General features: G+C 62.9%; 19 protein-coding genes. 16 read left to right on the top strand and 3 right to left on the bottom strand.

Annotated features, from left to right (window positions below):
- Positions 1 to 293: 293 nt before the first annotated feature.
- The 12 genes from ABC319_RS00455 to ABC319_RS00400 all read left to right on the top strand — a co-directional run bounded on the left by ABC319_RS00455 (position 294) and on the right by ABC319_RS00400 (position 11688).
- Positions 294 to 584 carry a ribbon-helix-helix protein, CopG family gene (locus tag ABC319_RS00455; RefSeq protein WP_066667201.1) on the top strand — a complete coding sequence of 97 codons (291 nt, stop codon included), beginning with the start codon at positions 294 to 296 and terminating at the stop codon, positions 582 to 584.
- On the top strand, positions 571 to 2901 hold the full coding sequence (locus tag ABC319_RS00450; RefSeq protein ID WP_066667199.1) for a type IV secretion system DNA-binding domain-containing protein: 2331 nt from the start codon (positions 571 to 573) through the stop codon (positions 2899 to 2901). Before ABC319_RS00455 ends, ABC319_RS00450 begins: the two co-directional genes overlap by 14 nt.
- A gap of 2 nt (positions 2902 to 2903) precedes the next feature.
- Positions 2904 to 6164, top strand: a complete 3261-nt coding sequence (gene mobF, locus ABC319_RS00445) for a MobF family relaxase (protein WP_066667194.1) — start codon at positions 2904 to 2906, stop codon at positions 6162 to 6164.
- Between the two features lie 8 nt (positions 6165 to 6172).
- Positions 6173 to 6577 (top strand): hypothetical protein, encoded by a 405-nt coding sequence (locus tag ABC319_RS00440; RefSeq protein ID WP_022675745.1) that lies wholly within the window; start codon positions 6173 to 6175, stop codon positions 6575 to 6577.
- On the top strand, positions 6574 to 7083 hold the full coding sequence (locus tag ABC319_RS00435; protein ID WP_022675746.1) for a DUF2726 domain-containing protein: 510 nt from the start codon (positions 6574 to 6576) through the stop codon (positions 7081 to 7083). Before ABC319_RS00440 ends, ABC319_RS00435 begins: the two co-directional genes overlap by 4 nt.
- Positions 7084 to 7085: 2 nt before the next feature.
- Positions 7086 to 7424, top strand: coding sequence for a hypothetical protein (locus tag ABC319_RS00430; RefSeq protein WP_148291664.1), 339 nt, complete (start codon positions 7086 to 7088; stop codon positions 7422 to 7424).
- Entirely contained in the window at positions 7414 to 8079 is a 666-nt protein-coding gene (locus tag ABC319_RS00425) for a hypothetical protein (protein WP_022675749.1), read from the top strand. The genes ABC319_RS00430 and ABC319_RS00425 overlap by 11 nt, the downstream gene beginning before the upstream one ends.
- 73 nt (positions 8080 to 8152) lie before the next feature.
- A complete protein-coding gene (locus ABC319_RS00420) occupies positions 8153 to 8974 on the top strand; it encodes a CsgG/HfaB family protein (protein WP_022675750.1) in 822 nt (273 codons plus the stop codon).
- Positions 8975 to 9055: 81 nt separating this feature from the next.
- The gene (locus ABC319_RS00415) at positions 9056 to 9355 is read left to right on the top strand and encodes a hypothetical protein (RefSeq protein ID WP_022675751.1); all 300 of its coding nucleotides are present in this window, start codon (positions 9056 to 9058) and stop codon (positions 9353 to 9355) included.
- A 159-nt stretch (positions 9356 to 9514) separates the two neighbouring features.
- Entirely contained in the window at positions 9515 to 9808 is a 294-nt protein-coding gene (locus ABC319_RS00410) for a hypothetical protein (protein ID WP_022675752.1), read from the top strand.
- A 900-nt stretch (positions 9809 to 10708) separates the two neighbouring features.
- Positions 10709 to 11377 (top strand): ParA family partition ATPase, encoded by a 669-nt coding sequence (parA, locus tag ABC319_RS00405; RefSeq protein WP_066667192.1) that lies wholly within the window; start codon positions 10709 to 10711, stop codon positions 11375 to 11377.
- Positions 11374 to 11688, top strand: a complete 315-nt coding sequence (locus ABC319_RS00400; protein ID WP_022676116.1) for a ribbon-helix-helix domain-containing protein — start codon at positions 11374 to 11376, stop codon at positions 11686 to 11688. Before parA ends, ABC319_RS00400 begins: the two co-directional genes overlap by 4 nt.
- 36 nt (positions 11689 to 11724) lie before the next feature.
- On the opposite strand, the gene ABC319_RS00395 is transcribed toward ABC319_RS00400, so the two are convergent.
- Positions 11725 to 12165: a hypothetical protein gene (locus tag ABC319_RS00395; RefSeq protein ID WP_022676115.1), complete on the bottom strand. Its 441-nt coding sequence runs from the start codon at positions 12163 to 12165 to the stop codon at positions 11725 to 11727.
- Between the two features lie 229 nt (positions 12166 to 12394).
- Positions 12395 to 13060 carry a recombinase family protein gene (locus ABC319_RS00390; RefSeq protein WP_022676114.1) on the bottom strand — a complete coding sequence of 222 codons (666 nt, stop codon included), beginning with the start codon at positions 13058 to 13060 and terminating at the stop codon, positions 12395 to 12397.
- A 268-nt stretch (positions 13061 to 13328) separates the two neighbouring features.
- Between ABC319_RS00390 and ABC319_RS00385 the strand changes: the two genes are divergently transcribed.
- The 4 genes from ABC319_RS00385 to ABC319_RS00370 all read left to right on the top strand — a co-directional run bounded on the left by ABC319_RS00385 (position 13329) and on the right by ABC319_RS00370 (position 17781).
- Complete coding sequence (locus ABC319_RS00385; protein WP_022676113.1) at positions 13329 to 13574, top strand: AbrB/MazE/SpoVT family DNA-binding domain-containing protein; 246 nt, start codon at positions 13329 to 13331, stop codon at positions 13572 to 13574.
- Positions 13571 to 13957 carry a type II toxin-antitoxin system VapC family toxin gene (locus tag ABC319_RS00380; RefSeq protein WP_022676112.1) on the top strand — a complete coding sequence of 129 codons (387 nt, stop codon included), beginning with the start codon at positions 13571 to 13573 and terminating at the stop codon, positions 13955 to 13957. The genes ABC319_RS00385 and ABC319_RS00380 overlap by 4 nt, the downstream gene beginning before the upstream one ends.
- A 78-nt stretch (positions 13958 to 14035) precedes the next feature.
- On the top strand, positions 14036 to 15151 hold the full coding sequence (locus ABC319_RS00375) for a metallophosphoesterase family protein (protein ID WP_022676111.1): 1116 nt from the start codon (positions 14036 to 14038) through the stop codon (positions 15149 to 15151).
- A complete protein-coding gene (locus ABC319_RS00370) occupies positions 15148 to 17781 on the top strand; it encodes an AAA family ATPase (RefSeq protein WP_022676110.1) in 2634 nt (877 codons plus the stop codon). The genes ABC319_RS00375 and ABC319_RS00370 overlap by 4 nt, the downstream gene beginning before the upstream one ends.
- A 257-nt stretch (positions 17782 to 18038) precedes the next feature.
- Here ABC319_RS00370 and ABC319_RS00365 read toward each other — a convergent pair whose 3' ends face one another.
- Positions 18039 to 20291: an AAA family ATPase gene (locus ABC319_RS00365; RefSeq protein WP_066667207.1), complete on the bottom strand. Its 2253-nt coding sequence runs from the start codon at positions 20289 to 20291 to the stop codon at positions 18039 to 18041.
- Between the last annotated feature and the right edge of the window lie 247 nt (positions 20292 to 20538).

Raw genomic sequence — 20538 nt, 5'->3', positions numbered from 1 at the left:
AGAGCAATACGAAGGAATCGGGACTACAGTAGAGCACACCCTACGCAAGCTTCGCTTGCCTTTTCCCGAGCAATTTCAACAGGTTAGCAGATGACGAATGAGGGTCACAATGTGTTACGCTTTGTGGCACAACGTAACACACTCAGAAAACCGCAGAAAACCGCGCTTTTTGCGTGTTACGATGTGGCACGATTTCGAGGCGCAAATCAACGAGCGGCTTGAATGAGCATTGAAGACCCGCTAAAAACTACACCACGGAGTGCCCACCAGCCCCCCTGCTAGGGAGCTGGTTCTTGAGTACCAAAACACACTGCACGGTCCGGATCCCGCGGGATCTACGTGACCAGGTCGATGCGGTAGCGGCACGCCAAAATCGCAGCACGTCAGACGTGATCCGATTGGCGATCGAGCAATTCGTCGCCGGTGCGAAGCGTGCCGACGACAGCCAGCTCCGCCACATGCGCGTGACCGAATATACGCAGATCGCGCTCGACGCGATCATTCGCGAAAACCACCCCGAATTGCGCGACCATTTGATCGCCCAGACTGACCTTCGGATGGAGCAGTATCATGGCGCGCGATGACCCCAAGGCCATGCGGCGTGACATCCGCAATGACGGCCGTCCTATCCCTCAGGAACACCACTCGGCGCGAGGCGAACTCCCCCGCAATTCGGGCAACTTCACGCGTGGTTCGCAGCTCCTAAACACTCAGGTGCTGATGTGGCTGCAGGGGGCCAAATTGCCGATCCTGATGTGGCTCGGCGTGTTCGCTCTCGCCTACGTCATTATCCTGTCCATCACCCTCGATGAAAACAACGTCCAGCTGATCTGCATGCGGGTTCTAGCGGGTCTCTGGAATTGGGTCGCCCTGGACAACCTGAAGCAGGTCGATTTGCGGATGCCCGACAACAGTCTGCACCGCACGATCATGGGCTATGTGCCCTACGTTCCGGAAGTCGCTCGGGCTTGGACGAAAGCCGTCCGCGGGGTGATCGGATCGGCCATGATCGCGTCCTGCGTCACCGTGCCCCTTGCCATCTGGTACGTCGACTTTTCCAAGCGGCGCGGCAAGGCAATGGTTCAGGAGCGTCACGAGCGCGGAGCCATGCTGGTCGAGCGCGATGTCCTCTATGCCGAGATCGTCCAGCACAACAAAATCGAGTTCGTGAAAGAGGCTCAAAGCCTGTTCCCGAACAAGACGCCGGAGCAGGTCCTGAAGCTGCCGTTTGGAGCCCGCAAAGCGGGAGGCATCCACCATCCGTACACGATCGCGGGCATCCCCTACCCGCACCGCCTTGAGCAGTCCCATTCCCTGCTTCTCGGCACGACCGGCGCCGGTAAGACGACCGCCCTCCGCAAGACCATCGCACAGATCCGGCAGCGCCAAGACAGCGCCGTCGTGTTCGATCTGACAGGGGCTTATGTCGAGGCGTTCTACGACCCCGAACGGGACACGATCCTGAACCCGATGGACGCGCGCTGCCCGGCCTGGTCGATCTTCAACGACTGCCGGACCTACAGCGAGTTCACGGCCGCTGCCGCCGCCCTCATTCCGTCCGATGGCGGCTCCTCCGAGCCCTTCTGGGCGCTCGCCGCGCGGACCCTGTTCATCGAGATGTGCATGAAGCTCATCGAGAAGAAAATGACAACGAACCAGGCACTGGCGGACAACCTCATGACGGCCGACCTGAAGCAGGTTCACAAGCACCTAGCCAAGACGATCGCAGACCCTCTGACGGCGCCTGAAGCCGCGCGCATGGCGGAGTCGATCCGCGCCGTCTTCAACACCAATGCGCAGGTCCTGCGCTTCCTCCCCGACGAGGGGCGCACCTACTCGATCAAGGACTGGATGACCGGCGACAAGAAGCCCGGTTCGATCCTCTTCATCACCTCAAATTACACCGATCTCGAGATGAACCGGGCGCTGCTCACGCTGTGGTCGAACCTCGCCATCCACTCGCTCATGACGATGCCGAAAACCCGGTCGCTGCGGACGTGGTTCATGTTTGACGAGCTCGGTGCCCTTCACCGGCTCCCGGCGATCGAAAGCGGCCTGCAGACCGCCCGAAATTTCGGCGGGGCGATGATCCTTGGGCTCCACTCCTTCGACAAGCTGGTGCAGGTCTACGGCGAGGAAAACGCCCGCAATCTGTCGTCGCTCGCGCGCACCAAATTGATCCTGGCTGCGGCCGATCTCGATACCGCGGAGCAGTGCGCCAGATACATCGGCAACCGTGAAATCCGGCAGATGGATGAGGGGTATAGCTACGGCTACAACAACACCCGCGATGCCTCGACCCTGACGCCTCGGAAGCAGGTCGAGCCGCTGGTCATCCCAGACGACATTACGAACCTTCCATCCATGCACGGCTTCGTCAAATTTCCTGACGGCTTCCCTGCCGCGCGCATCCAGCTCGAGTGGGAGCACTACCCGAAGGTCGCGGAAGGTTTCGTCCCGCGGAAACCGCGCGATCCTGACGCGCCTGCGGCGTCTGGTCGCGGAGGTGGTGGAAAGCCGAACAGCGGTGGTGATGACGGCGGGCGTGGGGAGTCGCTGGCACTGTCGGAGGAGGAGGTAGAACCGGCCAACGTCGCGAACAATCTCGCCGCGAATATCCTCTCCCAGCCCAGCGAAGGGGAGGTCGATAACTCCCGTGACGGCCCATCGTCGGAGGCGACGGTGGTGAGCAGCACCGAAGCGGGATCGCCGGCCGATCGCGGCCGGACCAGCGATGATGAGCGTGACGACCGGGCCCGGTCCATGGATGGGCGCAGCGCCCCTGCGCGCAGCGACGAACGGTTGCGTGACGATCCGACACCGACCGCGGAGCGGCCGGAGGATCTGTCCGTCCGCGAAGCGCGTGACGCCTTCCCTGAAGACGACGGGATCGGGCTGTAACGATGCACTCGATCGCTACCGTGAAATCGGCCTCCGGCGCGGCGAAGTATTTCACCAAGGACGACTATGTCGCAGGTGATTATTACACCGACGAGAAGGCTGGAGACGTCAGCCTTTGGGGCGGGGAAGGCGCCGCCACGGCAGGCCTTACCGGCGCGGTCAGCCAAGAGGCTTTCGCGAAGGCACTGCATGGCGAGCTGCCTTCAGGAGAGAAGGTCGACCAACGAGAGGGTCGGCGGCCGGGGTACGACCTCACCTTCTCGGCACCGAAGTCAGTCTCGCTCATGGCCTATGTGGCAGGGGACAAGCGTATCCTCGGCCCGGACGGAGCCCATACCAAGGCGGTCCAGCAGACGTTGTCATGGATCGAGAAGAACCTCGCTGAAACGCGCATCACGAAGGACGGCAAAACGGAGGCGGTGAAGACCGGCAATTTGGTCTACGCACTCTTTCAGCACGACACGAGCCGCGCGCTCGATCCCCAGCTCCATATCCATGCGATCCTGGCCAACCTGACGAAGGGGCCGGATGGCGAGTGGCATGCGCTCCACGCTGACAAAATCTGGGCGAACAACACCGTGATCGGCGCAATCTACCATGCGTATCTCCGCAATGAGTTGGAGAAGCTCGGCTACCAACTTGTAGCGACCGGAAAGCACGGCACGTTCGAGATTGTCGGGGTGCCCAAGGACGTCCTCGAGACCTTCAGCCAGCGCCGTGAGCAGATCCTCGAGAAGGCGGCCGAGCTGGGTATCGTATCACCTAAGGGGCGAGACGGTGTCACCGTCACAACCCGCGATCCCAAACTCAACCTCGAGGATCGGGACGGCCTGGTCCTCGACTGGATGAAGGATGCAGCCGCAGCCGGTTGGGACGGAAAGGCGCTGCTTGAGGGTGCGATGAACGCCGCCGCGAAGATGGAGCAGCGTGAGAACGCCGGGGCTATTGGCCGCAGCTACAATGCCATCGCAGACGCCGTGAAGGTGGCGAGAGAAACGGTGTCGGGCTTGATGCGTTCGCCCGACCCGCTCGTCGACCGCGGTTTCGTGCGAATGGCGCAGAGCGCCGGGCAAGCCAACGCGCAGCTCGCCGTTGCCTCGGCGATCCGGACCTTGGGCCAGCGCGAGGCGGCATTCGAGAAGAACCAGGTCGCCAAGAAGGCACTCGACTTCAATTTGAAGGGCGTGACGATCGATCACGTCGAGGCGCGCATCGATCAGCTGACCGAGAAGGGCAAGCTGCTTGCCGGCGAGATCCGTAGCAGCGCCGGGATGGTGGCCGCCGTAACGACGCCGGAATCCCTCAGAACCGAGGAACGGATCCTTGAGCGAGTAGAGGCCGGCAAAGGCACTGCGACACCGCTGGTTGCCCCTTCGGAGGCACCAGACCGCCTACAGGCCGCCTCCCCTCACGCGCTGAACGAAGGACAGCTTGCAGCCGCAACGCTGGTCGTGTCCTCGCCTGACAAGATCGTCGCGGTGCAGGGCATCGCCGGCGCGGGCAAGTCGACGATGCTCCAAGCTGTCGCACGCGTGGCGGAATCTGAAGGCAAGTCGGTGCTAGGCCTCGCCTTTCAGAACAAGATGGTCGCCGACATGAAGGAGGGCATGGCCCGGCCCGATGCGATCCCCAATCGGGAGATGTCGGTCGACCAGATGCAGGCCGCCGGCGTCAGCGCCGAGACGATCGCGCACTTCATCTGGCACAATGAGAAGCACGCCATAAACCCGAACACGCCGGCTGCTCAGGCGCGGCGGGACGAGCTGAAGGACACGGTCATCGTCGTCGACGAGACGTCGATGGTCTCCAACCAGGACATGTTGAAGATGCTGACGATCGCAGAGGCGCTCGGCATCGAACGTATCGCGCTCATCGGCGACCGACAGCAGCTGCTCCCGATCGACGCCGGCAAGGCGTTCGCGATGATGCAGGCGGCGATGATCGGCATGGCTCGGATGGATGAAAATCTGCGACAGCAGACCGACCAGCTTCGGACGGTTGCAGCACTCGCCAACGTCGGAAAGGCGGGCCAGGCGCTAAAAGTGCTCGGTGACAAGGTGGTCGAACACCAAGACCCGGCCGCGCGTGCGGCGGAGCTATGGCTCGACCTGTCGCCGGAGAAGCGCGCTGAAACGGCGATCTTCGCCTCCGGGCGCGAAACACGAGCGGACATCAATGATGCGGTCCAGAAGGGCTTGCGGGACGAGGGCACGCTCAAGGGCGATGGCTTGTTCGTTACAGTCCTGCAGAACATCAATTTGACCCGCGAGGAGCTGCGGTACGCCCAATCCTACGAGAAGGGTCAGCAGCTTCAGATACAGGAGGTGATCCCGGAGCTCGGCCTGCGCCGCGGCGTGGCGGAGGTCAGACGCACTTTCGCCAACGGCAGGGTGGAGGTGGTCCAGAATGGGCGCGCCATCAAATTCAATCCCCAGCGCATGGACCCCATGATCGGCAAGGATCGCATGTCGCTCGCGACCTTGGAGACGATCCGCATCCATGAGGGCGATCGCATCAGGTGGACGGATAACGACAAGGACCGCGGGATTTTCAACGCCTCGCTCGGCACCATCACTCGGATCGAGGACGGGAAGGTCACCGTACAGCTGGCCAACAAAGACGAGGTCACGCTCGAGAACGGTGACCGGATGATGCACCGCATGGATCTCGCATACGCCCTGAACATGCACATGGCACAGGGCGTCACGACCAACGACGCGATAGTCGCCATGCGCAGCTTCGAGCGCAACCTGTCCAACCAGCGCCTTTTCAACGTCGCCGTCACCCGCGTGCGGTTCGAGCTGACGATGGTCATCGACAACCTTCAGAAGCTGGACCGACAACTCGACAGCAACCCCGGCAACAAGACGGCGTCGCTCGAGACCCTCGGACGCCTCGATATCGACGGCCCGGGGCGACATACCAAGGCGGCCGACGACGCGCTTAGCGCAGCAGCAGCGACACTCGATCGCGATGACGGGCAGCGGATCATCTTCGACGCATCGCTGACGTCGGCTGACGACCTCCCACCCATGGGCAAGTCGGAGAACGACTACTCGGATCCGAAGCAGATGGAGCGTGACGGCCTCGCGCTCGACCGCAAGGATGACGAGGATCGCCAGAAGCGCCCGGAGACGCGGAAGGACGACGAGCTGGGAATGCGCCCGCTCGACATGGACGATTTGAGCTCCCTGCCCGCGATGCCTGGCCACGGCGACCAGCTGCCGGGGCTCCCTCAGAAAAATCTAAGCCTGGATATGTGAGGAACGCCATGAGCCCGATATTTCAGAGCAAACCCACGTCCGAAGAGTTGCGCAGGCTCGCGCATGATCTGCTCGCTATTCGAGCCAGTCGGTTTTCGAGTGGCGACGCCACCCTGTTTGACGACGAAACCCAAAATGCTCGTATCCTGAGTGACGGAGCGCTCGCCTGTCTGCAGGGTGCAGCCGAACTGGAGAAGAAGGACGATGCGCGCCGATCGATCGATCGGCGCATGATCGTTCAACTCGCCCGGGTCCTAGTCATATTCGCGATCATCGTCGTCGCCGCGCAGCTCATCCCCGGAAGGCCAGCATCATCAAAAGAGGTGCAGTGGCTTTCTATGTCCGAAAACCGGCTATCAGCGGCTGAGAGCGGCAAAACATCGGATTCGATCCCTCTGAGTGCCGTCCGATGATGGACAAGCCCCTCCCCCTCCTGATCGCATTGGTCTCGGCCGTCCTCATCCTGAAGGCGCTAGGTGTTCGAAACATATTCGGTCCACCGCGCCCGGTTGCGAAACGCTTCCTGACCCCGCGCGAGACGGCCATGCTCAACGTCCTCGAGCGCGCCCTGCCGCACTGCCGTATCCATGCGCAAGTCGCGATGGGAGCGCTTCTGCGCGTACCGCAAAGCCCAATGCGGAAGAGCAAGATTTCCGACCGGAATGCCTTTTCGCAGAAGATCGTCGACTTCGTGGCGCAGGATCGTGCGACGGGCCTGATCGTCGCGCTAATCGAGGTCGACGACTGGTCGCATAACCCGTTCAAGGACCGCGTTCGCGACGAAATGACGGCTTATGCGGGATATCGCACGATCCGCGTGCCCGGGCGCGTGCAGCCCAACTTCAACGACGTCATGCCGATCGTCGCGTCGCTGCGACCCCTCCCCGCACAGAACCTTCCCCGCCACGAGGTCATGTAGCCATGGCAATAGCCGAACGATCACGTCCATCTGCCGAAGCCAGCGGATTAGATGACGCTCAGAGCGCCCCTACCAGCCAAGCCGGGGTACACACCCCCGCCGAGGAGCTGGCCGACGATCTTCGCACGAGAGCCTTTCACCTCATGGATGAGCATCCGATTGCAGCGGCTCATTTGGTGCTCGCCGCGGCTTCGATCGCGCCGGAATGTGCGGCCGAGAAGGAGGTCGCAGACGAGTTTTCCTTCGTCATCGCCGACTTCATGCAGCAGCTGAAGATTCTGCATCACCGCGCCGTGACGAAGCGCGCCATAACAACTGGAGCGGCACGTCATGGGGCTTGATGATCGCGACTATATGCGGGCCCGGTATCGGAGGCGCCAGGGTATCGATGACGGCCCGACGATCTGGAACGACAAGCGCGGGCGTGTGGAAATGGGCCAGGGATCGTCATGGACCAACGCAAGATGGCAAATGGCCGGCGTCGGACGTGCGCTACTTCAAGCAATCCTAGTTCCGGCCGTCGCGCTCGGGGGCATGTATGTCATCTATAGGACGTACACCTCGGTGATGACGTCGGCATTTCAGAGGATGATTCCAGTGCCATTCCCGGAAAGCGGCACGGTGTTCACCACACCGGCAACCGACCTTAACCGTCGACAGGGCATTCTAAGGTTTCGCGCTCCAGACAGGCCCAATCATGGCTACGTGGTCGTCTTGAACGACGTCGCGACCGACAAGGATGTGTTGGGGATCTACGTAGCTGGGGGGAAGAAGACGGCAACACCGGTCCAGGTCGGGACCTACCGCGTCAGGATTGCGGAGGGGCTGACGGCCTTCTGGCACGGGAATGACCGCCTTTTCGGCTCGACCACAGCAAAGGAAATGATGGCTCCGGTGAAGGTGGTCGGATCAACAGACAAGACGATCCGGCTGCAGACCGGTCTTGCTCGCGCTCTCGAGGTCAAAGCCGACAGCGCAAAGGGCTTTCTGGAATAGGTCATTTCAGTCGCAACGCACTGAGATAGCAACAAACCTATGGTACACGATCATCGAACGAGGGAGGGATACAATGCGCCGTACTATCGCAATCATGGCATTGCTCGCAGCGTCGGCTTCGCCGGCGCTCGCCCAGAAGGCGGGTAAGGGGGGGATCGGGATCGACGAGAATACGCAGGTTCCACGCTGCGATCGACCCTACGGGACCATCGCGTTGGTGGAGGAGCGCGCCGCTGGAGGAACCGCCGAGGGCATTCCCCCGGGCCTTGCGGCGCTGATGCGGATGGCAGAAGCCCAGAACGGCGGGAGTCAGCGTGTTGATCCGATCCCCCTGCTGAAGCTTCTCGTTGCTCAATCGGGCTGCTTCCAGGTCGTCGATCGTGGAGAAGGCTTCGACGCCCTGCAGCGAGAGCGTCAGCTCGCAGCGGGTGGAAGCGTCGCTGGCGCGAACAACCAAGCCACTCTGAAGGCCGCGGATTACCTTCTCCAGGCCAAGGTGCTCTATTCGGATTCTGATGCGGGTGGCAGCGGAGGCGGGCTCGGCACGATGTTCCCCGGCGGCCTCGGGTTCAAACAGAAGGTCAAGTCGAGCCAGACCATGCTTACCTTGATCGAGGTGAAAACCGGCATCCAACAGGCGATCGCGACGGGCTCGGCCCGCAAAAAGGATCTGTCGATCCTGGGAGGCGGTCTGCTCACCAACGCCGGCGTCGGCGCTCTCGGAGGTGCGTATACCAGCACCGACATGGGCAAGATCACTTCGGTCGCGATGCTCGACGCCTTCGTCAAGCTGACCAATCAGGCACAGACGCGGTTGCCCCAACCAACTGGAGCTTCGATCGGACCGGCGCCCTCCCCGGCGCCTCCGATGGCACCACCAGCGCCGAGGCAATAAGCTTTAGAGGGGAGAGGGAGTTAGCAGGCGAGCGAGAGCATCGCTCGAGAGCCCCCTCCCCCATCGTCGTCAGGTGTCCATATGAAACACGCGCGTATCCAGCAGCGGGACTTCTTCGATCCTGCCCCGGACCTCAACATAGAGCCGCTAGACGCGGCCGAGATGGAGGCGCCGCGTGGTGAACCGATCGCCATCCCTTGCGGCTTCATGACGAAGACCAACGAGCGATGCCAGCGACTGGCAAGCAGGCCCGTCATGCTGGAGGGGCACCAGATGACGTGTAGAGGCCGTCCTATGCTGTTCTGCGACCCCGCCTGCTACAATGCCTCCATGCGCGCCGACGTGCCGGCAGACGAAACCATCACGGATCCGTCAGCGTAGTCGATGCAAACGGCCCCCTCCCCCACTGCGCCGACATGCGGATATTGCGGCAATCGCCTCGGAGCGTGGCCGCCCGCCAGTCCGGTTGAGCCGTGCCGCGTCTGCAGAAGGCCGACGATGTTTGTGCCGATCCCGTGGAGCCAACCTCGCCGTCTCCTGATGTCCGGTCTCCTCGATGCTGGCGCATCGCTCTACGGGATCGCGACGGTCTGTCTCGTGGCTGCGTTCGCCATATCGCCGTCATCAGGTCGAGAATTTGTGAAGGCCTTCACCCTGATGCTGTTCGTTATAGGGTCCGTCCTAGCCGTCGACGGGATATTGGCAGTACGTACCGGGATCGACCGCACCTGGTCTACCAGGAGGAAAGGCCGATCGGCTCGCGCGCTGGGCGTCGGGAAGATCCTCGCGTCCAACGCCGCCCTGATGTTGGTCATCGTCGGCATACTGATATAGGTATCGCGAGTGTGCGACCGCGCACCTGTGCACAGGTGCTCACTTGCACGTCTGCGACGTCGCAATTACGCTTCTGTGCACCAGCGCACCCGCGCGTCGATGCACGTATGTCTGGGAGCGTATGCGTGAGCGAGTGCGCTTGGCTCTAGCCTGCCAAGGTCGTGGGGTGCCCTCCCCCCGAAGGCGCCAGCTAGTTCAGAAGCTCCCTTTTCACCCGCCCCCTTAGCGTTGGGGATCGTGCGAAAGCGTTATGCTCCACACCCTGCGATGGAATGAATCACCGGTGCACTGGTGCACAGGTGCGATGCGACCGCCGTGATTGCGTGGCGCATGGCTCTGGCTCGGCCGAGGGACGACAGGTCGCCGACGCGATCTCTGCGACACGGCGCTAAGGGCTGCATTGGCTCGGCGCACTATTGCGATAATGCACTGTCGCAGGTGTGCACAGGTGCGAGGGTGCGTCGTCGCACGGTCGTGATTACGCGATAGTGCGAAGGATCTGTAGTCGGGCTGCTTGTCGTGTGGGTAGCTGATGGATGTTGAACGGGAAGGGCTCACCGAGGATGGTAAGAGGAGGTGCTTAGGGGCGGCCTGACGCCGCCAGCTAAGCGACGCAGGGTAGAGCCCGCACGTGCGAGACCCGCCCCAGAAACCAGTCGGCTCACCGGCGCAGCGTCATTGCTTTGAGCCGAGCTGGCTTGAGCAGCTGTGTTGGCACCATTGAACAAGGTCATTCAACGCAACAACGGTTCAGACACTGGTGCGACCGTGCACCTGTGCACACGCGCGCACGTGCGTTTTCGCGCTTGTGCGCTAGCGCGAGTGTGGGCATACGTACCAACGCAATCGCGCACGTGTGCACAGTCACGACTGTGCATAGGGCAAAGCGAGGATATCAAGATGAAGACAGTGGCTCTCATTGCGCAGAAGGGCGGGGTCGGAAAAACGACGCTCGCGATCCACCTTGCGACAGCTTTCGCCGCTACCGGCAAGAACACCTTGCTCCTCGACCTCGATCCACAGGCCAGCGCAGCCGAATGGAAGGATCATCGCGCGGATGAGACGCCCGCAGTGCTATCGATCCAGCCATCCAGGCTGACAAAGGTTCTCGAGGAAGCGAAGTCGATGGGGGCCGACGTGGTAATCCTCGACACGGCTCCGCACAGCGAGAGCACAGCTCTCGAGGCGGCAAAGGCGGCAGATCTGATCCTCGTACCGTGTCAGCCCACGATCATGGATCTCAGGGCTATGGCGAAGACAGTCGAGCTGTTGAAGCTGGTTGGCAAAACGGCGTTCGCGGTCCTCAACAGCGTGCCTCACCAAGGCACTGGTGGCCAGGAGGCGGCCGAGACGATCGCTTCGTCGTTCGGGCTTCAGGTCGCGGACCCGTCGTTTGGGGATCGCGTCGCCTTCAGCCGCTGTATGATTTCGGGCCAAGCAGCGCAGGAGGTCGAGCCGAACGGAAAAGCTGCCGCAGAGGTGACCGCCTTGTTTGACTGGGTGGTCGCACAGCTGCACACTCGCACACGTGCACCTGCGCAGCGTAAGAAGAAGGGTGAGGCGGCATGACTAGAAAGGTTGGCTTCGCAGCAGGTCTGGGTAAGCTGGGAGAGATTGGCGGCAAGGTTGCGCCAGCGCCGTCGCCTATCGCTCGACCGGCCGAGGCGGTCGAGGCGGGGGAGGGGGACGGGCCTGTTCGGGCGGCGCCGGGCCCTCGCCGGAACGGCAAGGTGAACATTGCCGGTTACTTCGATCCCGCGGTTCGTAAGCAGCTTGCGATGCTGGCTGTCGAGCACGACACCGACCAAGTCAAACTCATGGCGGAAGCCCTGAACCTGCTGTTCGAAAAGTATGGGCGCTCGCCTATCGCCTCCGCTTGAGACAACCCCGCCGTCAGTCGCGGCGACGGTAAAGGCTCAGCGTCGCGCGCTGCATAGCTCGGAGTTGCGCAGCAAGCGCGCTCCGAGCACGCGAGTTTCGCGTTCCATTTGCTCCTCCATCATTGACCAGATGGTACGAGCGGCCGCGCAGTAGCCAGGTACGTCGGCTGCGATCTTGTCGTCGGTCCACCTTTCGATGTGTTTGTCTGAGATGAGCCTCTTAGAGGTGAAGGCGACAAGGAAATCCGACAGCGCAGCACGATCGTCGCTGTCTGCCGTTTCCAGTAAACGCGGAATAATGCAGTCGCTAACAAACGCCGACCTTTCGCGGCTTGCGCGGGTTAGATCTAAGCGAGCCTTTTCCAGACCGGCAATGTTCGCGCAGTCGGTTGCGCAGTGACTCTGAATTAACGTGAGGCCAACCCGGATGACTCGGTGATGCTCCTCAAGACCGCGAAGCAGTTCCTTGTCCATCATGGTTAACCGACGCCTCCCAAATACTGCCAAAAGGCAGCATCTGCTGCGCCGTCTACCGTATCTGGGAAATCAGCTCAGCGATATTGATAACGCCCGTAACGACTGTTGGATCGTTAGCCAGAAGGAATTTTGTTAAAGCCTTGGGAAAACGCGCCTGACGACGGCGTCGACGCTACGGCACAGCGGCTTGGCGAGTTGGAAGGGCAGGGGAAGCCCGAATTGCTGGCGCTCAGGCGATGTCCTCGACAGCGCACGGATCAGTGCCGCTGGCGTCGCCCGACCGTTCGTTCTTCAGGCGGCGAGCAATCTTAGCGAGCAACGTCCGACTGCAGCCCGTGCCGATCATGATCTCGCGCCAGCTCTGCCCATCCTTCAGTGACCGGGCGATCGCGGCGTTGCGGGCAGTGTTCTCAACGCGGCCTTTGTAGAGGCCTGCGGTTCGAGCTCGGCTGACGCCTTCGGCTTGCCGGCGCCGACGATCATCATAATCCTTGCGAGCGACCGCGGCGAGGACGTCGAGCATCATTGCATTTACCGCGGCGAACATCCGAGCTGTGAAGTCGTCGGGGGTAGCGATCAGGTTCCAGGAGGTTGGCAGATCGAGAGACACGATCCGAACCTGGCGTGCCTCGATCTCCGATCGCAACTTGCTCCAATCGGCCGAGCTGAGGCGCGATAGACGGTCGACCTGCTCGACCAGCAACACGTCACCGGGGCCGCAATCGTCCAGTAGTCGAAAAAGCTCCGGCCGGGCGAGGCGAGTGCCGCTCTCGTGTTCAACATAGCGCGATGCGATACGGAATCCATGTGAGGCGGCGAACGCATCCAGCGCTGCGCGAGCGCGGGTCGCATCCTGTTCAGCGGTCGATGCGCGGAGATAAGCCCGGACGAACATGCTTCAGTCCTTTATGAACGGTCTTGTTATGTCCAGTCTTTTTTGAGAGCGCGTTTGACGGAAAAAAGACCGGGCGCGCTCCGGTCTTTCAGAGGTATACCCAAACCGTACCTCCTAAAATGCGTATTTGGCAGAATCGTGGCGGCGTGGCACAACGTACCAGCTGTGACATTAGTATAAGGGACAGACGCAATATCGACATTGTTGTCGTCGGCGGGGGCGTCAGCTATGTTGCGTCAACGTGGTACATCAGGGCTGGCGTGCAAACATGACCTTGCAAATCAACATTACGCCTAACGGGCGCATGAGCCTGCCGGCAGACGTGAGGAAGCGCCTTGGCCTGAGTGGCGGTGGTGCGGTCTACCTTGATGAGACGGAGGACGGCGTGGTGTTGCGGACGGCAAGTCAGGCTGTGGCACGTGCCCAGGCTCTGGCCAAGCAGTACACTGGCGGTAATCCCGACGCATCCGTCGACGCATTCCTTGCCCGACGTCGGGAAGAGAGCGGCGAATGAGCGTGGTGCTGGACGCGTCTGCGATCATCGCGATGCTCAAGGGCGAACGCGGCGCGACAAAGGTCGCGGCTGAGATCGGTGGGGCGCGGGTGAGCAGCGTTAACTATGCCGAGGTAGTCAGTCACTTCGTCCATGCCGGCATGCCCGAGCGCGAAGTCGATGCGATGCTCGATCCATTGCCGCTGACGGTCGTGCCGGCCGACAAGGCACTCGCGCAGATTGCCGGGCGGTTGCGGGCGGCAACAGCGGAGGCGGGACTCAGCCTTGGTGACCGTTTCTGTCTGGCTCTTGCCCGACGGGACGGTCTGCCCGCATGGACCAGCGACCAGAACTGGAAGAAGATCGCCGATGCCGTCGAGGTCAAGGTTGTCGCGATCCGCTGACTTTACATGGTGGCGGGGTAGGGAAGGGGGCAGGACGTCCGGCTCGACAGCCATAACCCACACCGCCAGAAGGTTTCCATGCTACGCCTGATCCACACTGCCGACTGGCAACTCGGCAAGCCGTATGGCCGCTTCGACAGCGACGTGCGCGCTGCGCTTAGCGAGGCGCGGTTCGATGCGATTGACGCGATCGGCAAAGCAGCTGCGGAGCATGATGTCGCGCATGTGCTGGTCGCTGGCGATGTGTTCGATACTGAGGGACCGGAAGACCGCGTGATCGTGCAGGCGGTGTCACGGATGCAGCGCTATGCCTGTACCTGGTGGCTGCTGCCCGGCAACCATGACTTCGCCCGCAACAGCGGCTTGTGGGATCGTGTCCGCGCCAAAGGCGCCGCCAATGTCCGTATCCTCGCCGAGCCGGTGCCATGCGAGCTGGAGCCCGGGCAGTGGCTGCTACCGGCACCACTGACCCACCGGCATAATCTCGACGATCCGACCGCGCTGTTCGACACGATGGAGACGCCAGGCGCGAGCTTGCGCATCGGTCTGGCACACGGCTCGATCCGCGACTTCTCGTCGCGCGGCGAGGCGCAGAACCAGATTGCGCCTGATCGCGCGCAGCGCTCCAACCTCGACTATCTTGCGCTTGGCGACTGGCACGGGAGCCTCCGGGTCGATGCGCGCACCTGGTACTCAGGCACGCCCGAAACCGATCGCTTCCAGCGGGATGAGCCGGGCTACGCTCTGCTCGTGACGCTTGAGGCTGGGGCGGAGCCGTCGGTATCGCCAATCCGTACTGGCAGGTTCCAGTGGCTGATGCGTTCGTGGACGGTTGCCGACGCGGAGGGCTTTGCCGCCGAGTGCGACCGGCTGCTTGCGCAGGTCGAACCATCGGCAACCCTCCTGCAGCTCTCGCTCTCGGGTATCGTCAGTTTATCCGATCGTATCGCGATCCTTGCGCGCCTCGACAATGACCTGCGCCATCGCCTCCGCCATCTGACGGTCACCGCCGACGATCTCGTCGGTCGGCCGAGCGAACAGGATCTGGCAGACCTGCGGGTCGAGGGTATGATCGGCACGGCCGCGGCCAAGCTGATGAGCATGATAGAGGCCGGTGGCAGCGACGGCGCCATTGCCAGGCGGGCGCTCGAGCGCCTGTTCGTGGAACATCAGCGTGGGCAGGACGCGGCATGAGCCTTCGGATCCGGCGCATCGCGCTCTCAAACTTCCGCAAATACCGCGACCCCTTCGTGCTCGACGGGCTGACGGATGGGCTCAACGTCATCATAGAGCCCAACGAGACCGGCAAGTCGACGCTGCTGGAAGCGATGCGCGCCGCTTTCTTCATCCGGCACAACACCGCCAACCGGCTTGCGCGCAGCTATGCGCCTTACGGCGAGGCCGTCGCCCCGCAGATCGAGATCGGCTTCGAGGCGAAAGGCGAGGCGTGGGAAGTCAGCAAGCGCTTCCTGAAGAGTGCTTCGGTCGAGGTTCGGGGACCGAACGGGCGTGCGCAGGGCGAGGATGCCGAGGCGCAGCTGCAAGCACTGCTCGGCGCGCGTCGCGACACCAGCCAGGGCGGCGACGCGGCCGCCCACGGCGCACTCGGTCTGTTGTGGGTCGGGCAGGCGCAGGCGCTTGAAGTGACTGCGCCAGGCGAGATCGTGCGCGACAGCGTTCGCGCTACCCTGGAAGCTGAGGTCGGCACGATCATGGGCGGTGTTGCCTACCAGCGTGTTCGCCCCCGCATCGACAGTCAGTACGCGGAATACTGGACCAACAGCGGTCGGCTGACTGGTCGCCAGACTGCGGCCCGCGACGAGCATGACGCCGCGCAGCGCGCCGCGAGCGAGGCGGCCACTCGGCTTGCCGCCCTAGAGCAGGGCTTTTCCGACCTCGAGGCCGCACGGGCGCGGCTGAAGCTGCTCGACCGCGATCTTGCCGATACAACCGATGCTGAGCAGCGTCGGGCGCTGGTAGGCCAGCTTGACGTGGCGCGCTCTGCCGCTCAGCTGCTCGACACACGCCGCGCTGAGCAGGGCCGCCTTGTCGACCGTGTCAGGGCACTTGAGGATCTCGCATCGCGCCTCGCAATCGCCCGCAAAGCTGTCAGCGACACGGCTACAGCGCTCAGCAAGGCACGGGATAGTCGATCCAGCCTGATCGGGGAGTTGGCGGCCGCGCAGGAACGAGCGACGACAGCCCGTGAGCTGCTAACCCGTGCTCGTGACACTGGGCGGACCGCCCACGCGGCACTTGACGCTGCTCGGATACGGGCTGCCGAGCGCGAGCGCCGGGTAGCAGTCGGCGAGGCACGACGGCGATATGCCGAGCTGGTTGCGCTGGAGGCCGAATACGAAGTGACGCGACAGCTCGCGACTGCGGTGATCCCCACCACCGTCATCAAGGCCCTCGAAGAACGTGAACGTGCCGTGGACAAGGCGCGGGCGGCCGTGGATGCCGGTGCGACGCGGATCGAGTTCGCCGGTGATGTCAGCGGCCTGACGATCGACGGATCTGCGGCGGAGCGTGGAGACCGGATGTTGTCTCGCGAGACGCGCATCCAACTGGGCGATGCCGAACTGATCATCCGTCCGCCGGTCGGGCTGCAAGGCGCCGAGACGGCGCTCGCCAATGCGACCGATGATCTGAACGCGGCCTTGGCCGAGCACGGGGTGGAGAGCGTCACTGCGGCTCGCGCTCGCAACGAGGCCGCGCGAGACGCGGTCGCCAACCTTCGCACGCTCGAGGCGCGGATCATCGGGATCACGCCTGCCGTGACGCTGCTCGGAATCGAGGTGGGCGCGTCGGCCCTGAAGCTTTTCATCGTCGAATTGCAGGAAGGCGCGGAAGGGGAGGGGAGTGGCGAGGAACCAGACGTCGAGGCGCTGACCATCGCGTTAGGTGAGGCGGATACGGCGCTCGCAAGGGCGGAAGGTGTCGATGCAGTGGCATCCGAGCAGTTGCGCGAGGTGGAGGCGCGCAATACTCCATTGATGGTGCAGGAAGCTGGCGCCGAGCGGGATGCGCTGAACGCCGCGGCACAGCTTGCCACCTTGGAAGCCAGGCCCGAGGTGGCCTCGCTTGACGACGCTTTGCGCGATGCGCGCCAGCAGGAGGCGGCAGCGCTCGTCAACCTGCAGGATGCCGAACGCGCAGCGACTGCGCATGACGTTGCTACCATCGAACGGCAGATCGGCCTGCTGGACAAGCGGGTCGAGGTGGCCCGGGCCCAGCGTACCGACCTGGAAAAGGTGATTGCCGGGCTCGAGGCGCGGATCGAGGCGGAAGGCGGCAAGGGGCTGGCCGACCGCGCCGCAGTCGCGCGCGAGGAGGCTGATGCCGCAGCTACCAACCTGGCACGTGTGACGCAGGAAGCCGAAACGCTGAAGTTGCTTCGCGACATGTTGGAGAGTGCGCGCGCCGAGACGTCACGGACATTCGTCGGGCCGGTGGCGCGGCGTGCGCGCCGGCACATCGAACGGCTGCTGCCGGGTGCGAATCCCGGCTTTGGCGACGACCTTGGCTTGGCGTCGATTGCGCGGGGCGGTTTGGGCGAGAGTTGCGGCGATCTCTCCAGGGGCACCCAGGAGCAGCTGGCAGTCCTTACGCGGCTCGCCTTTGCCGACATGCTCCTCGAGCAGGGAATGCCAGTATCGCTGATCCTGGACGACCCGCTGGTCTATTCGGACGATACCCGCCTCGATCTCATGACTGAAATCCTGACGGAGGCGGCAACGCGGATGCAGATCATCCTTCTCACCTGTCGTGATCGCGCCTTCCGCCATCTTGGCAATCGGATTAGCCTGACGGGAGATCGGTAGCGAAACTTACACGTTCTGGTAGGATTACGGCCCGACCGAGTTCGGATGGCAATCGGCGTAAGCGGACGTTCGTTCAGCTACGGCTCGCCGATTACCACCCCGGCTCGCTGCGGTGGTGCCCTTGCCGATCAACACGTCGCCGATCGCCGAAATGGTCCACGGCGCTCCCAACCGCGTCTTTGCCTGCAAAATCCGGGCGGGTTGGTGTGTCGGATGAACGCCGGTGCCGTCAAGCGGGCGAAGGTGGCGCGCGGGGTCTAAGCCTCCGCGAGTGCCTTCAGGCCGCCGTAGTGGAGTGGTGCGACCGCCTCGATCATCTCGAGCAGGTAGATCGTGTTCTTCTGGGTTTCCGCCACGAGGGCTGGGTCGAACGACTTGCCGGTGTGGTGCGAGAGGTCATTGGCGAACTTGTAGATCGCCGTCTTCTTGTGCGGGTCGAAGTCGGTCTCCTCGAGCTTCCGGTGCAGGCTCCGGTTGGAGGGCACGTGGAAGTCGAGGAACGTCTCAAGCACCTTACGGGCTATGTTCGGGACGTGGTAGCAGCCGAGGATCGTCCCGTCCGACTTGAAGGTGTGCAGCACCTTGAACAGGTAGTGGTATTCGGTCGCGTGATCGATGAGTAACCGGTCGAGCGGCGCGAGGCGTGCGGAACGGCCTTCCTCCGTTTCGGAGCAGAGGACCATCGTGAAGGTCTTCTCCGCTCTGGGTCCTGGAATGTTCTGAAGCCAGTTGATGACTAGTCTGAGAAACTCGAAGTTATGGGTGAGGATGAAGAGTTGCTTGGCACCCTGCGTCCTGTTCTTCAGGAACGAGAAGGCTTGGTAGATCGCCGAGGCGTCGAGGCTTGAGATCGGGTCGTCGATGACCACCACTCCCTCCGACATGTCGAAGTCGCGGTCCGTCAGCTGCACTAGGAAGTATAGGAACGCGATCGCGGTCTTCTCACCCTCGCTGAGGCGCCTCGCCGGCCTGCCTCGTCGCATGACATGGTAGCCGTCCACGCCTGAGTCGAACCGTAGATCGGTCCTGCCCAGGAATTGACAAAGATCCCTCGTCAGGTTCTCTCCGCCCTTGTGCTCGTTCGAGACCTGAGCCTGCTTCGCCGCGATGGAGGCGTTCAGCGCCGCGATGCCGCGCACGTCCGGCAGGCCCTCGCCACCGTTCCGCAGCAGGGCGATCTCGACCGTGGCGGCGACTATCCGCTCGGCCAGCTCATCAGCCTGCCCCTTGATTGAACGCAAGTAATGTGCCTCGATCGCGTCACGCGACGTACTGCGTGCGCTGTCGAAGCCGGCGGTTTTCTCATTATGGCGCTCGATGATCGCGTTTAGGTTCGTGAAGGACTGCGCCAGCCTGGCCGTATCACTGGACGCCGTGGCCTCGTATGATCGGGTGCGGTTGGCCAACTTGCTCGTGAGCGTGGCGTCAACCTCGCCCAGCCGGGCCTTGAGCTCTATGAGCGCGGCGTCGAGTTCTTTGGTTGCTGCGTCGTAGCTGTCACGGAGTTCGGAATAAAGGGCGAGGCGGTCCGGCGCGATGATCCGGTTCAGGCCCTCGATTGCCGCTGACAACCGGTCGCGCTCGCGCTCGATGCGCGCCTTCAGTCGTTGGTCCTCCGCGCTGAAGTGGTCCGCCAAAGCTGCGAGCCGTTCAGCAGGCATCGGTCGCGCGCAGAATTCGCAGGTCTCCGAGGAATGCCGGCCGTGCAGGGATATGCCTTGCTCGACCCAGCTTGCGATGTCGGGCTTCCCCAACAGGCGTTCCAGGACATTCGACTGCGCGGACTCGGCCGCCAGGTCGCACGCGCGCAGCGCAGTGCCTCGCGCTACGGCGATGGCGCTCTCTGGTTCGTCAACGCCGATCCGGACGCTCGGCTCTTGGATTTGGACGATCGACGGCATCATGTCCTGGTGGACGGTGGTGTGGTGGAGGGCGAGTTCTTCGTCGGACAGCTGCTCGCCCCCGGTAAGATTCCGGAACGCGCCCTCCGCGTCAGGCTTGCGGTAGCTGCGCAGGGTCGCCCCGCTCGTCGCCTCGCCGATCGTCTTCGCGATGCCCGAGAACAAGCGCCCACGCTCCGTCTCCAGCTTGGCGACCGATGCGTCCAACTCCGCGATGCGCCGGAGGCGGGCGTCTCGTGTGTCGATCTCTGACTTGATCTCCGCCGCGACCAGCTTGTTCTCCTCACCCAAAATGAGGATGTGACGCAGCGGCCCGTCCAAACCGCCGATGTTCGCCTCGATGAAGTCGCTGTTGAACGCCCGCACCTTGCGCCCATACCGGGTTCCGCGCGCCAACGCGCCCGACTGGGTCTCGATTGTGAACTCTAGGTCAGGGTGATCCGCGTGCTCGCCCTCCTCGAGGCAGGCGAGCAGACGCGAGAGCGTCGTCTTGCCCGAGCCGTTCTCGCCATAGATCAGGTTGTATCGGTTCAGGTCGGGGACCTCAGGGCTGCGCGAATAGTCACCGAAGACCCCGAGGTTCTTGATCCTTCGTATCTGTGTGAGCACCGGCCCGCCTCCCCGAGCTTTGATTAGCATGGCGGATGTCAGACAAACAGAGCGCGATGTCCGATCGTCGACGCGCTTCCACCGACAGCCCGCCTCGCAGCTGGCGCCATGCAGGTTGCGGGGCTCGCGGCTCCTGCTGATCGGTTCCGACAAGAAGTAGGAGAGCAACTTTCAGCTGACCGCAGGCATCGACCTAGACTTGGGCGAGGCCATCGCGCAGGGAAGGTTTCGCGATGGCCCCTAAGCT

The organism is Sphingomonas phoenicis, assembly GCF_047238005.1.
In the GTDB taxonomy this organism is placed as follows: Bacteria; Pseudomonadota; Alphaproteobacteria; order Sphingomonadales; family Sphingomonadaceae; genus Sphingomonas.
The sequence above is the reverse complement of the archived record's forward strand: the minus strand, read 5'-3'. Positions and strand labels throughout refer to the sequence as shown.

What these genes read in the sequence shown, in the direction of transcription:
- ABC319_RS00450 (WP_066667199.1), top strand. Translation starts at nt 571, where the DNA reads ATGGCGCGCGATGACCCCAAGGCCATGCGGCGTGACATCCGCAATGAC.
- mobF (WP_066667194.1), top strand. Translation starts at nt 2,904, where the DNA reads ATGCACTCGATCGCTACCGTGAAATCGGCCTCCGGCGCGGCGAAGTAT.
- ABC319_RS00440 (WP_022675745.1), top strand. Translation starts at nt 6,173, where the DNA reads ATGAGCCCGATATTTCAGAGCAAACCCACGTCCGAAGAGTTGCGCAGG.
- ABC319_RS00435 (WP_022675746.1), top strand. Translation starts at nt 6,574, where the DNA reads ATGATGGACAAGCCCCTCCCCCTCCTGATCGCATTGGTCTCGGCCGTC.
- ABC319_RS00430 (WP_148291664.1), top strand. Translation starts at nt 7,086, where the DNA reads ATGGCAATAGCCGAACGATCACGTCCATCTGCCGAAGCCAGCGGATTA.
- ABC319_RS00425 (WP_022675749.1), top strand. Translation starts at nt 7,414, where the DNA reads ATGGGGCTTGATGATCGCGACTATATGCGGGCCCGGTATCGGAGGCGC.
- ABC319_RS00420 (WP_022675750.1), top strand. Translation starts at nt 8,153, where the DNA reads ATGCGCCGTACTATCGCAATCATGGCATTGCTCGCAGCGTCGGCTTCG.
- ABC319_RS00415 (WP_022675751.1), top strand. Translation starts at nt 9,056, where the DNA reads ATGAAACACGCGCGTATCCAGCAGCGGGACTTCTTCGATCCTGCCCCG.
- ABC319_RS00410 (WP_022675752.1), top strand. Translation starts at nt 9,515, where the DNA reads ATGTCCGGTCTCCTCGATGCTGGCGCATCGCTCTACGGGATCGCGACG.
- parA (WP_066667192.1), top strand. Translation starts at nt 10,709, where the DNA reads ATGAAGACAGTGGCTCTCATTGCGCAGAAGGGCGGGGTCGGAAAAACG.
- ABC319_RS00400 (WP_022676116.1), top strand. Translation starts at nt 11,374, where the DNA reads ATGACTAGAAAGGTTGGCTTCGCAGCAGGTCTGGGTAAGCTGGGAGAG.
- ABC319_RS00395 (WP_022676115.1), bottom strand. Translation starts at nt 12,165, where the DNA reads ATGATGGACAAGGAACTGCTTCGCGGTCTTGAGGAGCATCACCGAGTC.
- ABC319_RS00390 (WP_022676114.1), bottom strand. Translation starts at nt 13,060, where the DNA reads ATGTTCGTCCGGGCTTATCTCCGCGCATCGACCGCTGAACAGGATGCG.
- ABC319_RS00385 (WP_022676113.1), top strand. Translation starts at nt 13,329, where the DNA reads ATGACCTTGCAAATCAACATTACGCCTAACGGGCGCATGAGCCTGCCG.
- ABC319_RS00380 (WP_022676112.1), top strand. Translation starts at nt 13,571, where the DNA reads ATGAGCGTGGTGCTGGACGCGTCTGCGATCATCGCGATGCTCAAGGGC.
- ABC319_RS00375 (WP_022676111.1), top strand. Translation starts at nt 14,036, where the DNA reads ATGCTACGCCTGATCCACACTGCCGACTGGCAACTCGGCAAGCCGTAT.
- ABC319_RS00370 (WP_022676110.1), top strand. Translation starts at nt 15,148, where the DNA reads ATGAGCCTTCGGATCCGGCGCATCGCGCTCTCAAACTTCCGCAAATAC.